12 protein-coding genes and 1 tRNA gene are annotated in these 12,222 nt (G+C 71.5%); 8 read left to right on the top strand and 5 right to left on the bottom strand.

Translation table 11 applies throughout. The annotated features are described in order from the left end of the window. The first annotated feature begins 12 nt into the window (after positions 1-12). Positions 13-1,122: a glycerophosphodiester phosphodiesterase gene (locus tag ACH34R_RS13450; RefSeq protein ID WP_397561711.1), complete on the top strand. Its 1,110-nt coding sequence runs from the start codon at positions 13-15 to the stop codon at positions 1,120-1,122. Here the strand turns inward: ACH34R_RS13450 and ACH34R_RS13445 are convergent. Together ACH34R_RS13445 and ACH34R_RS13440 are read right to left on the bottom strand one after the other, a co-directional pair. Next, on the bottom strand, positions 1,119-1,646 hold the full coding sequence (locus ACH34R_RS13445; RefSeq protein WP_397561710.1) for a cysteine dioxygenase: 528 nt from the start codon (positions 1,644-1,646) through the stop codon (positions 1,119-1,121). The genes ACH34R_RS13450 and ACH34R_RS13445 overlap by 4 nt on opposite strands. A gap of 19 nt (positions 1,647-1,665) precedes the next feature. Then, positions 1,666-2,559 carry an amidohydrolase gene (locus ACH34R_RS13440; protein ID WP_397561709.1) on the bottom strand — a complete coding sequence of 298 codons (894 nt, stop codon included), beginning with the start codon at positions 2,557-2,559 and terminating at the stop codon, positions 1,666-1,668. 189 nt (positions 2,560-2,748) lie between these two features. Between ACH34R_RS13440 and ACH34R_RS13435 the strand changes: the two genes are divergently transcribed. Beyond that, a complete protein-coding gene (locus ACH34R_RS13435) occupies positions 2,749-3,753 on the top strand; it encodes a LacI family DNA-binding transcriptional regulator (RefSeq protein WP_397561708.1) in 1,005 nt (334 codons plus the stop codon). A gap of 66 nt (positions 3,754-3,819) precedes the next feature. On the opposite strand, the gene ACH34R_RS13430 is transcribed toward ACH34R_RS13435, so the two are convergent. Further along, the gene (locus ACH34R_RS13430) at positions 3,820-4,188 is read right to left on the bottom strand and encodes a phage holin family protein (protein ID WP_111171968.1); all 369 of its coding nucleotides are present in this window, start codon (positions 4,186-4,188) and stop codon (positions 3,820-3,822) included. Positions 4,189-4,377: 189 nt separating this feature from the next. Between ACH34R_RS13430 and ACH34R_RS13425 the strand changes: the two genes are divergently transcribed. Next, a complete protein-coding gene (locus tag ACH34R_RS13425) occupies positions 4,378-4,653 on the top strand; it encodes a hypothetical protein (protein ID WP_397561707.1) in 276 nt (91 codons plus the stop codon). 440 nt (positions 4,654-5,093) lie between these two features. On the opposite strand, the gene ACH34R_RS13420 is transcribed toward ACH34R_RS13425, so the two are convergent. Continuing rightward, positions 5,094-5,840, bottom strand: coding sequence for an FAD:protein FMN transferase (locus tag ACH34R_RS13420; RefSeq protein WP_397561706.1), 747 nt, complete (start codon positions 5,838-5,840; stop codon positions 5,094-5,096). Positions 5,841-5,929: 89 nt separating this feature from the next. On the opposite strand from ACH34R_RS13420, the gene ACH34R_RS13415 reads away from it, so the two are divergent. The 5 genes from ACH34R_RS13415 (at position 5,930) to ACH34R_RS13395 (ending at position 8,919) form a co-directional block, all read left to right on the top strand. Then, positions 5,930-6,331: an OsmC family protein gene (locus ACH34R_RS13415; RefSeq protein WP_397561705.1), complete on the top strand. Its 402-nt coding sequence runs from the start codon at positions 5,930-5,932 to the stop codon at positions 6,329-6,331. Positions 6,332-6,377: 46 nt separating this feature from the next. Then, the gene (locus ACH34R_RS13410; protein WP_397561704.1) at positions 6,378-7,517 is read left to right on the top strand and encodes a sensor histidine kinase; all 1,140 of its coding nucleotides are present in this window, start codon (positions 6,378-6,380) and stop codon (positions 7,515-7,517) included. Next, positions 7,514-8,176: a response regulator gene (locus tag ACH34R_RS13405; RefSeq protein ID WP_397561703.1), complete on the top strand. Its 663-nt coding sequence runs from the start codon at positions 7,514-7,516 to the stop codon at positions 8,174-8,176. Before ACH34R_RS13410 ends, ACH34R_RS13405 begins: the two co-directional genes overlap by 4 nt. A gap of 318 nt (positions 8,177-8,494) precedes the next feature. Beyond that, positions 8,495-8,568, top strand: a tRNA-Lys gene (locus tag ACH34R_RS13400). A 15-nt stretch (positions 8,569-8,583) separates the two neighbouring features. Further along, a complete protein-coding gene (locus tag ACH34R_RS13395; protein WP_397561702.1) occupies positions 8,584-8,919 on the top strand; it encodes a hypothetical protein in 336 nt (111 codons plus the stop codon). A 17-nt stretch (positions 8,920-8,936) separates the two neighbouring features. On the opposite strand, the gene ACH34R_RS13390 is transcribed toward ACH34R_RS13395, so the two are convergent. After that, a complete protein-coding gene (locus ACH34R_RS13390) occupies positions 8,937-12,107 on the bottom strand; it encodes a BTAD domain-containing putative transcriptional regulator (protein WP_397561701.1) in 3,171 nt (1,056 codons plus the stop codon). Positions 12,108-12,222 lie beyond the last annotated feature (115 nt).

Below are 12,222 nucleotides of genomic sequence, written 5' to 3'. Positions count from 1 at the left end.
ACGTTCCCGGGCATGACGACCCTCAAGGCCCTCGCGGCCGGTGCCCTCGCCGTGCTGCTCGGCGGTACCGTCGCCGGTGTGCTGCTACAACCCGAGACCGCCGCGGCGGACCGGCGGCGCCCCGACGCCGCCATCGTCATCGGCCATCGGGGCGCGAGCGCGCTGCGCCCCGAACACACCCTGCTCTCGTACGAGACCGCCATCGCCCTCGGTGCCGACTACATCGAACCCGACCTGGTCTCCACCAAGGACGGCGTTCTGGTGGCCCGGCACGAGAACGAGATCTCCGGCACCACGGACGTGGGCCAGCACCCGGAGTTCGCCGGCCGCCGGACCACCAAGACCATCGACGGCGCGCAGGTCACCGGCTGGTTCACCGAGGACTTCACGCTGGCCGAGCTGCGCACCCTGCGCGCCAAGGAGCGGCTGCCCGAGCTGCGTCCGGGCAACACCGCCTACGACGGCCTGGCCGTGGTGCCGACCTTCGACGAGGTGATCAAGCTCGCCCAGCGGCACGGCGTCGGCGTGTACCCCGAGACCAAGCACCCGACGTACTTCGACTCCATCGGCCTGTCGCTGGAGGAGCCGCTGCTCGCCACGCTCGCCGCGAACGGCTGGCGGGGCGGCAGGGACCCGGTCTTCATCCAGTCGTTCGAGACCGCCAACCTGCGCGAACTGAGCAGGATGACCCGGCTGCCGCTGATCCAGCTCATCTCGGCCTCCGGCGCGCCGTACGACAGGGTGGCGGCGGGCGACCCGCTGACCTATGACCAGATGGTCACGCCCGCCGGGCTGCGCGACATCGCGAAGTACGCGGACGGGGTCGGAGTGGACACCCGCCGGATCGTCCCGGCCGGGCCGGACGGCAGGCTGCTGCCGCCGACCACGCTGATCCGCGACGCGCACCGGACCCGGCTCGCCGTGCACACCTGGACGGTCCGCAACGAGAATTCCCAGCTCCCGCTGGACCACCGGACCGGCAACCCGGCGAGCCCGGTCTACGCCCGCGCCCACGGCGACGTCACCGGCTGGCTGGGCCGGCTGTACGAACTGGGCGTGGACGGCGTCTTCGCCGACGACCCCGGCACCGCCCGCGCGGTGCTCGCGGCCAGGTCCCGCTAGGCCACCTGGACACCCTCCACGGCGGTGTCCAACGGGCGCAGTTCGTCGGCGTAGCTGACCGAGACGCGGCGCATCACGCCGGTCTCGCTGATCGAGTACTGGCCCATCCGCCACAGCGGCGGGGAGTAGGCGTGGATCGACACGCTGCCGTGGACCGCGCCGGTGAGGCGGTGGATGTGGTCGGGGCCGAACGAGAACGAGTCCCCGGCCGCCACCTCCGTCTCCAGGTGCTCCCCGCCGATCCTCGGGTTGCACTCCTTCAGCTTGCCGGTCACCACACGGACGGCCCCCGAGGAGGTGTCGTGGTCGTGCCAGCCCGTGTCGTCCTCCGGCCGCCAGCACAGCAACCAGACGTCCACATAGGAGTCGCGGTGCAGGGAGGCGTAGTGCCTGCCCTCCCCGTCGTCGGGGAAGTCGACGTGCTCCGCCCACGCCGCCTGCTCGGCGGCGAGCCGGTCGACCAGCTCGCGCAGCTCCCGGCGGTCGAGATTGCGCTCGGGTACGTCGGCGAAAATCTGGCTCACGTTGGTTTCCTCTCGTATCTCAGACACAGGTGGCTATCGCGGGAAGGCCGAGCAGCCGCCGTGGATTGACGGTGTTGATGGCGTGGTCGGCGGCGGCCCCCAGGCCCGTCGCAGGGGCCGTGGCGTAGGGCCGGTCGGACCCGTTCACCACGACGTCCACGCCCAGCTCGCGCACCACCGCGTCGATGGCGCGCGGGCCGTAGGAGGAGGTCTCCACAAAGGTCAGGGGATCGACCCTGCCGCGCCCGCCGCCGCCCCTGGCGATCAGGCGTTCGGTGTGCAGCGGGGCCAGGCCGGCCAGTAGCGCGAAGCAGACCCGCAGGCGCGGATGGCGCGGCCGGCCGTACGCCTGGAACGCGTACCAGGCCGCGTGCATCTGCTGCACATAGCCGACCACGGCGGGCCACCAGGACGGACCCGCCCCGTGGGGGGCGGCGGGTCCGGGGTGGACGAAGAGCGGCAGGTCGGCGGCCGTCAGCGCGTCCAGCAGCGCGGCCACCCGCTCGAAGCCCGCCGCGTCGAGCAGGGCGGTCGCCGGGAGCTGGAGCCCGGCCATGCCCTGGGCGAGGTTCTTCTCCAGACGCCCGGGGTCGGGGTCGTCCAGGCAGGTCGCCGCCCACGCGCGGAAGGGGCGGGGGAGGGCCAGGGCGTCCTCGTGGTAGGCGTCGATGATCGGCACGGCCTCGGCGGCGGGCAGGTGCTCGACGCCGAGCGGGCTGGACAGCGCGACCAGCGCCAGGTCGTTCGCGTCCTCCAGGGAGGCGCGGTGCGCGATGTCGTGGTGGCGTGGATCGACCTCGTAAGGGGCCTCGCCGGAGAGGTGCAGGGTCCAGCCGTCCAGGCGTGGCGGCGCGTGCCGGCGGCGCAGCGCGGCGATGAAGCCCGGTGTCCACAGGTGCTGGTGCACGTCCATCTCTCAACCCCCAATTCCCTACTGATAATATAGGCAATAGGTGCTCGTCGAGTTGAAGGAGGGGTGTGAATCGGTTCAGTGATGCGGTTCAGTGAACCGCTCTGGACCGCGAGGTGTCAACTCGCCCACCCGGCCGCCGCGTCGGGGCGTAAGCGCGCCCTCCGGCCGGGTTCGACATAAGCTTGCGAGGTGACGCAGCCGCGTAAGAGAGCCACCATCCGCGAAGTGGCCAAGGCCACCGGCCTCTCCCCGGCCGCGGTCTCCTACGCGCTGCGCGGCATGCAGGTCTCCGACGAGACGATCGTGCGCGTCCGTCAGGCCGCCGCCGAGCTGGGTTATGAGGCCGATCCCATCGCCCGCGCCCTGGCCAGCGGCCGGACCGGCATGATCGGCCTGCTCTGCGGCTCGCTGGCCGACCTGTGGCAGCAGGCCCTGGCGGTCGGCATCGGCCGGGCACTGAAGGACAACGACCGCTACGCGCTCATCCTGGACGCCTCCGGCGACCCGACCCGCGAGCGGACCCTCGCCCAGCAGCTTCGCGACCAGCGGGTGGACGGGCTCATCGTGCAGCCGGTCGATCCGGCCGCGGAGTTCTGGGCCGAGATGTGCGACAGCGTTCCTGTGGTCGCGATCGGCGACGCCCTGGGCGAGGCCCGTACGGCGGGCGAGGTCGTCTTCGACAACCGCCGCGGCACCACGATGGCCCTGGAGCACCTGCGCGACAACGGCCACCGCCGGATCGCCGTGCTCACCCCGACCATGGCCAGCACCCCCGACCGGCCCGCCGACGTCCACGTCACGGCCGAGGCCGTCCGGCTCGGCCTGGACATCGAGCTGGTCACCGCCCCTCAATCGCTGGCGGGGGCCACCGCGGCGGCGCACGGCGTGCTCGGCGGGGACGACCCGCCGGGGGCGGTGTTCTGCTTCGCCGACTCGATCGCGTACGGCGTCTACGCGGCGGCGGACGAACGCGGGCTGCGCATCCCGGGGGACCTGTCGGTGATGGGATACGACGACCATCCCATGTCGAGCCTGCTCACCCCGGGGCTCACCACCGTCAACTGGGACATCGACGGCATCGTCCGCGCCGCCGTACGCCTGATTATCGCCGCCGCCGACGGCGGCACCCGCCGCCGCCGTATCGTCCAGGCCCCGGAGCTTCGCGAACGCGGGTCGGTCGGCCAGGCCGGCTGATCGGGCGCCGCCCGCCGCGCTCGGCCCGGGTGTCGGCTGAGCCGTTTCCCGGGCCGGCGCTCGCGGTCAGTCGGGGATGATGAGGTCCAGAATCCAGCTCACGATGCCGACGATCAGCGCGCCGAGCAGGGCGCTGACGAAACCCTCGACATGGAAGGCCAGGCCGAGCTGCTGGGCGATCCAACTGGTCAGCAGCATCAGGCCGGCGTTCACCACGAGGGCGAACAACCCCAGCGTGAGGATGTAGAACGCGCAGCCGAGGGTGTGGATGATCGGCTTGAGCACCGCGTTGACCAGACCGAAGATCAACGCCACGCCCAGCAGGGTCAGCGCCGTCTTCGTGGTGGTTTCACCACCGACGCTGATGCCCGGCACGAGCTGGGTGGCCACCCATAGCGCGGCGGCCACCACGAGAATCTTGATGATTATTTTCACGCTGAGGCATCCTCCCAGGTCTGATCGGCGGACGGGTAGTGCCCGGGGCGGAAAACCCTGCCCAGATCGACTCTATGCGTCCACCTGGGGCCAGGAGGGGGTGTCGCGGGGGTTAGCCGGCGGACATCAGGGTAAGGCAGCGTGATCACGACCACGGCGGGGAAGAGCACCGAGAGGGGGTGGCGTTCGATGGGAGCGGACGGTCTGGAGTCGCTTTCCGCCAGGGAGCTGCACGATCGGGCGGTGCGCTACGCCGTGCGGCACGGCGACTTCGGCTTCCTGTGGGAGCTGCTGAAGGCGATCCCGGCCGCCGAGGCGGCCACCGGGCACAGCGACGAGGCCGCGAACGACCTCAGCAAGATCTCGGCGTTGCTGAGCGACGCCATGGCCTCGGGCGAGGGCCGCCTGGGCGAGGCTCTGCGCCCGATCTACCTTGACTACCTGGGCAGACACCCCGACGCCTAGCCCCCGCCCGCCGGGCCCGTTGCCAGGCGGCCTTCCCCACCGGTCCGTACGCCGTCGCCGATGACACCGTGACGTTGTCCCCGCGGCCGGGTCGGTATCGCCCACCAGGGCAGGCGCACACCGCGGACCGCAGGCTCGGCCAGGCGTGGCCCCCGGTCGGTAGTGCGGATGCGGTGCTGTGCCGGCCATGGCCGATTCGATCGGCCAGGGGGTGCCTGTGGTTTGTCGTGGTGTCCGGCCGTGCGCGGCCCCCGGTCGGCAGTGTGGATGTGGTGTTGTGCGGGCCATGGCCGATTCGATCGGCCAGGTGGGTGCCGTTGGTGTCCGGCCGTGCGCTGCCCCCGGCCGGCAGTGCGGGCGTGGTGTTGTGCGGGCCATGGCCGGGTTGATCGGCCAGGTGGGTGCCTGTGGTTTGTCGTGGTGTGTGCGGGCCGGGTGGTTCAGCCGGCGAGGCGGGTGCCGGCGGCGGCGCCGTATTCGGCCAGGCCGAGGGTGCCGGTCGTACGGCCGTCTCGTTCGACGAGCAGGACGTCGTACGGCCCGGCCATGCCCAGCCGGTCGGCGAACCGCCGCGCCGGGGCGGGTGGCATCGCGCGCAGGGCAGCCGCGTAACCGCAGGCCGCGCCAAGGTCCGGGCCCACCACGGTCACCGAACGCCGCCCCGGGTCCTGCGCCGTCGCGACCGCCAGGTCATGCGCGAACAGCACCTTGCACACCTGCTCGTCACGCGGGTCCCGGATGCCGATCCGCCAGCGCGCCCCCGGCCGCGCCGACCCCCGCACGCGCACGGCGGTGCCCACGTTGACACAGTGATCGACCGCCCCCGCCACGCTCAGCGCCCGCGAGATCCGCTCCACCGCCCACCCCCGCACATAGAGCGTCGGGTCGAGCGCGCCCCCCGCGCCCTCGTCGAAGTACCCGCCGGTGGCGGCCCTCAGCTCGGCACAGCGCTCAAGCACCTCCGTCACCTCCGGGGCGCAGTCATCGACCACGAGCCGCCCGGCGGCCAGCCTGCCGATCGCGCTGTCCGGACGGGTGGCGTCGAAGGTCGCGTCCACCCAGCTCAGCCAGGCGAACGCGTCGTCGAGCACCGGCGACAACTCCCGGGACGGCAGCATCGTACGGACGTCCACGCTGACCGGAAGGCCCATCACCTGCTCGACGCGGACGGTGCCGGAAAACGCCATCGTGTCCACTCCTCCCCCTAGCGGTCGTCGTGGTCAGCATGGCAGGCGGGGCGTAATGCCGTGCTAAGCGTTTTGGCTACTGTTGACTCATGGCGATCGTGAACGTGGAACGGACCGGCGACGGCGGGTTCGTGGCCCGCAACGACCGGGGGGCCGAGGTCAAGATGGGCGGGTCGGAGGAGGCGGGGGTGTTCAGCCCCGTCGAGCTGCTGCTCGCCGCCGTCGGCGGGTGCAACATCGTCACCGTCGAGCCGCTCACCGCGCAGCGCGGCCACCGGCTGGTCCGCCTGGCCATGACGGTGGAGGCGGAGAAGGTCGCGCCGACCCGGCTGGGCTCGGTGACCATCACCTACGACGTCGAGCTGCCCGAGGGCGACCCGAAGGCAGATGAGGTCTTCCGTTCCGTCGCCCAGCGGGTCGAGGCGAACCACTGCACGGTGAGCCGCGCCCTGCGCGAGAACGTCGGGGTCAACCTGGTGCTGCCCGACTGACCCCAGGTCAAGATAGGGGTCGTGCTGCCTGGGTAGTTCCCGCTAGGTGCTCGACTGGGGGGAGCGGCACGGCCGGGCGATCGACGTGGGGGTCGCCTGCGGCCTGTTCGCGCTGTCGGCCGTCCGCTGGGAGGCGCCGGCGGCCGGTTTCCCCTACCATGCCGCGCTCGCCGCCCTCGCCACCCTCCCGCTGGCGGTGCGGCGCCGTCATCCGTGGCCGGTGCTGGTCGTCGTACTGGCCGCCTCCGTCGTCATGCAACTGCTCTTCCCGCTGCCGCTCGCCGCCTGGCTGGCCGGGCTGGTCGCGGTGTACACCGTGGTCAGCCGGGTATCGTCGGGTCAGGGGGTCGCCGCCGGCGTGGCCGCGCTGGCCGTACCCGCCGCGGGGCTGGTCCGGTACGGCCCGCGCGAGTGGCTGGTCGTGCAACTGCTCGCCGTCCTCAGCGCCTGGGGGCTGGGCTGGATCCTGCCGGGGCTGCGGCGGCTCAACCGCGAACTGATCGAACACGAATGGCTGGTCAGGGAGGCCGCCGAACAGCGGGCCCTGATGGCGGTGGTGCGCGAGCGCACCCGGCTCGCCGGTGAGATACACGACGTGGTGGGGCACGCGATGAGCATTGTGGTACTCCGCGCGGGGGTGGCCCGCGAGGTCTTCGACCGTGATCCGGAGGAGGCCAGGACGGCGCTGGGCGCCATCGAGGAGGCCGCCCGGGTCGCGGTCACCGACCTGCGCCGGCTGCTCGACGTGCTGAGCGGTCCCGAACACCGCGAGGAGTACGGCCCGCAGCCCGGCCTCGCCGACATCCCGCGCCTGGTCGAACGCATGCGCATGGCCGGACTGGACGCCGAGCTGTCGATGACCGGCACGCCGCCGGTGGACGACCGCACGGTGGAACTCGCCGCCTACCGCATCTGCGAGGAGGCGCTGGTCAACACCCTCAAGCACGCGGGGCGCACGAGCGTGCGCGTGGTGGTGGACGCGGGGGCCGACAGGGTGCGGATACGGGTGACCGATGACGGGCCGCGCGGGCACGCCCGCCCCGACCGCGGGCTGCGCGGCGGTCGGGGACTGCGCTTCCTCGGCGAGCGGGCGGCCTTCGTGGGCGGCTCGCTGACGGCGAAACCACGCCCGGAGGGCGGTTTCGAGGTGCGGGCGGCCCTGCCGTACGGGAGGGCCGGGGGATGAGCGGCACCCGCGTCCTTGTCGTGGACGACCAGGAACTGATCAGGGGCGGCCTGGTCGCGCTGCTGCGCGCCCAGGACGACATGGAGGTCGTCGGCGAGGCCGCGGACGGCGCGGAGGCCATCGCGGCGGCCGAGCGGGTACGGCCGGACGTGGCGCTGATGGACATCCGCATGCCGGTGATGGACGGCATCGAGGCCACCCGCCGGATGCCCGCCGAGGTCAGGGTGCTCATCCTGACCACCTTCAACGTCGATGAGCACGTCTTCGCGGCGCTGCGCGCGGGCGCGGCCGGCTTCCTGCTCAAGGACAGCCCACCGGCCGACCTGATCGCCGCCATCCACACCGTCGCGGGCGGCGAGGCCCTGCTCGACCCCGCCGTCACCCAGCGCCTCATCGACGCCTACGTCAGCCGCCCGGTCGGCCAGACGGTCGCCGTCCACGGCCTGGACGACCTCACCGAACGCGAGAAGGAAGTGCTCAAACTCGTCGCCCAGGGCCTGTCCAACCGGGAGATCTCCAACCGCCTGCACGTCTCGGACGGCACCGTGAAAACCCACCTCAACCGGGTGATGGGCAAGCTGGACCTGACCTCCCGCGCCCAGGCCGTCGTGGTGGCCTACGAATGCGGCTTGGTCATACCTGGTCAACCCTGGGTGTAGCCCGAAAATCAACCCCTGGATGACGATCCCGTTGCCCCTCGGTCTGTACTGTTGAACCAGGTCAAGGGGGTTGGAGACACAGTCTGAGACTTTCTTCCAAGGATGCGATGGGGGAACGCATCCATCCGGCGGCCGGCCCGATTTCCGGGGGGAGGAATCGGGAGGCCGCCGCAGATCGGGGCCGGGTAGTTTTGGGGGAAACTACCTGGCCCCGAACCATTTCGCAAGCCCGGCCCGCAGCGCTCGCGGCACGGCTCGCCCGCATGATCACGATGTGCGAGCCACGCGCCCATGCTGCTACAGTTACACCCGTCGTAAGCGCCGCTAGCTCAGTTGGTCAGAGCAGCTGACTCTTAATCAGCGGGTCCGGGGTTCGAGTCCCTGGCGGCGCACCCTGCACATGACGGTTGATCTGGGCGTTCTCGCTTCCCACGAGGACGCCCACAGTCATTCAGGCCCTGCTCGACGCGATCTCGGCCATCGTCGCCGACCCGGCGATCCCGGCCGAGGCGGTCGGCGGGTTGATCCGCGGGGAGCGGATCGGGTGGGAACGCCTGCGGGGCGCGCCCGTCGCCCTCGCCCGGCGTGCCGGCGGTGCCGGACGGCGAGTTCTGCTCGGAGCTGGAGCGGTTGCGCACGCCGCCATCGATCCCCATACGGGTCACCGGCTGCGCAGGCCGCCCGGCCGGCTCGGCCTGCTGACCTACCGGGTCAAGGTGGGCGACGCCGTGGCCTGGCGGTGAGAGAGCCGCTGCCCCTTTCAGGCGTACTTGGTCTGCCTGCCTGATACACGTAGCTTTGTCAGACGGTCGGTGGCCTCGTGTGGGGTCAGGTCGGCGCCCCGTTCATAGGCGCTGTCGTAATCGGTACGGCCGAGCGACTCCGCGAGCATCTCCGAGAGGCGGCGTAGTTCGGTGTCGCCGTGGTCGAAGGCGCCGCGGATGGCCTGACTCAGGCCGAGCGCGGTGGCCGCGCCTGCCGGATCGCCCTCCAGCAACAGTAGCCTGGCCAGGAGTTGAGCGGCCAAGGGGACATCCATGATCGCCTGCGCCGCCTCGACAGCGCGGGGCATCAGTTCGCGGGCGCGTACGGCGTCGCCAGCGGTGAGGAGGTTGGCTACCCGAGCGAGGAGCAGCCGAGGGTCGATGGCCTCCGCCGACTGGGGCAGCTTGCGCAGGAGCGCCTCCATCCGGTCGAGCGCTTGATCGGCGCGTTCGACCTCTCCTGAGCGGCGGTGCAGTTCTGCCTGGACGCCGAGCACCTCGATCTCCAGCGGCGGCTGGCCACGCCGCCAGGCCGCTCGTTCGGCGGTGTCGATGTCGCGCCTCGCGTCGGCCAGGTCGCCGGCGCGCATGCGTTCCGTGGCGAGCCCGAGCCGGGTGGAGACCTCGTCCTGCGAGCCGAGGTCGGTGGCGATCGCGAGGCTATGCTCGTAGTCGGTGATCGCCTGGTCGTGGTCTCCGGCGATGGCGTGGATCTGGGCCAGGCCGTACAGCGCCTTCGCCGTCCACCACCGATCGCCCGTCTCCTCGAACAGGCGCAGTGCCGTGGTCATCGCGGTCGCGGAGCTCTCCCGGTCGCCCTGTTCGCGATGGCGCATGGCTTCGATCATGAAGGTGCAGGCGATCGCCCAGCGGTCCGAGCCGCTGCGCACCCGGGCGATCTCTTGATCGAGCAGGTCGTCCAGCCCGAGTATCGCCGCCATCACCAGCACTATCGTCAGCAGCATCGGATAGCGGCGCAGCGCGCCCGTGCGCGCGCAGTCGTCGATGAGCGCGCGGAGCCGCTCGTGGTCAGTGATCGGCCCGCCCTCGACGCCCACCAGGTGGATCGCGGTGAACGCGGCGCGGGCGTCCGCGGGCAGCGCGTCGCCGAACTCGGTGACCTTGGCGATGTAGGTCTCGGCCCGGGCGTCGTAGCGGAGCATGACCCAGTACCAGTACAGCGGCCCGAGAATCCGGGCCGCGGTCTCGGCGTCGCCGCCGCCGATGGCCGTTTGCAGGGCGTACATCAGGTTGTCGTACTCGGCCTGGAACAGCCGCAGCGACTCCGCCTGCTTGTCCGAGCGCAGCAGCGGCTCGTGTTCGTCGGCGAGGTCCGCGAAGTACCGGGTGAGCCTGCGCAGGACGGCGTCGGTCTCTCCTGCGAGTCGGAGCTTCCCCGCCGCGTGTGCCCGGATGGTTTCCAGCATCCGGTAGCCGTCGCCGGCCCGCTCCACGATGGATTTGTCGACCAGGGAGTCCAGAAGGTAGACGACCTCGTCCGCGGGAAGCGCCTCATCCGCGCAGACCGCTTCGATCACAGCGATACCCGTCCGCGCCGGAAATATCGATATCCGGGCGGCCAGTGTGCGCTCTTGTGAGGTGAGGAGATCCCAGCTCCACTCAATGACCGCATGCAGCGTCTGCTGGCGGGGCTGGGCGGTCCGGTTACCGGTGCTGAGCAGCCGGAAGCGGTCATCCAGCCGCCGGGCGATCTGCTCGGCGCTCATGGTCCGCAGGCGTGCCGCGGCCAGTTCCAGGGCGAGCGGCAGCCCGTCCAGCCGGCGCACGATGTCCACGACCGGCCGCGCGGTCGACGAGTCCAGTGCGAAGCCGGGTCGTACGGCTCCCGCCCGGTCGAGGAACAGCCGCACCGCGGCCGACGCGGCGACACGATCGCGATTCGCGTGCGCCGGGGGAAGGCCGAGGGGGCCCAGGCGGCACAGCGCCTCGCCCATGACGTCCAGTGGTTCCCGGCTCGTGGCCAGGATGGTCAGGTCCGGCTGGCGCTCCAGCAACTGCCCGGCGAACTCCGCGACGGCTCCGGAGATCTGTTCGCAGTTGTCCAGAACCAGCACGCCTTCACCACCGGCGAGCAGGTTGACCACCCGCTCCAGTAGCGTGCCGGCCGGCTGGGCTCCGGCGAGGCTGATCGTGCTCAGCACCGCCTCCACCAGCCCGTCGGCCGTGTTCACCGCGGCCAGGGAGACCAGCCAGGCCCGGCCTCGCCGATGGACCCGATGCCGGCTCACGGCCTCCACGGCCAGCCGGGTCTTGCCCACTCCTCCGGGGCCCACGACGGTGACCAGGCGGGAGGACTCCAGCAACCCGGCCAGCAACTTCAGCTCCTCCTGCCTGCCGACGAAGCTGGTCAGCTGGGCGGGTAGACGTCCTGGCACTGCGTGCGGCCGAGCCTGTCGCGCCTGGGGGTACTCCCGCTCACCCCGCAGTACGGCGAGGTACGTCTCGCGGAGGTCCTCGGAGGGGTCGACGCCCAGTTCCTCGGCGAGGGTGCCGCGGACCTGGCCGAACACGGCCAGCGCGTCGGACTGACGGCCTGCCGCATGCAACGCTCGCATGCGCAATCCGGCCAGCCGTTCGCGCAGCGGGTGACCGGCGGCCATCGCCGCCATATCGGCCAGGATCTCGTCGTGGTGGCCCAGTCGCAGCTCCGCCTCGAAATGGTCTTCCATGGCCGCCACCCGTAGCTCGTCCAGCCGCGCGCCGGCCGTGGCGGCGAAGGGGGTGTCACGCACGTCGGCCAGCGCGTCTCCCCGCCACAGCGCCAGCGCCTCGTCCAGCAGCGAGGCCGCCTGCCGCACGTCACCCGCGGCCAGTTCGCGACGGCCCCGCTTCGCCTTCTCCTCGAACCGACAGGCGTCGACGTCCTCGGTGCGTACGTGCAGGCGGTACCCGCCGGCCGCCCTCTCCACGACCTCGGCCTCGCCCAGAGCTTTGCGCAGCCGATGCACCAGCCCATGCAGTGCGTTGACGGTGCCCCCGCGCGGATGCTCCCCCCACAGGCCGTCAACGAGTGCGTCGACCGGCACCATCTCGCCCTCGGCCAGAGCCAGCCGGGCCAGCAGCGCTCGGACCATGACACCGCCGACCTCGATCGGCGTGCCATCGTCGGCACAGGCCCGGACCGGTCCCAGCAACTCCATCCGCATACACGAAGGCTATGAGCACAAAGACGCGCACTGTGCCGTATGAAACCGGCGCCATACCGGCTACAAGAGCGTTCTAAGACGCATCTAAGCGCCGGTGGACACCGTGGAGGACGTA

Origin of the sequence: Spongiactinospora sp. 9N601 (genome assembly GCF_044326295.1) — a bacterium.
In the GTDB taxonomy this organism is placed as follows: Bacteria; Actinomycetota; Actinomycetes; order Streptosporangiales; family Streptosporangiaceae; genus Spongiactinospora; species Spongiactinospora gelatinilytica.
This window is presented reverse-complemented; position numbering and strand designations above follow the sequence as displayed.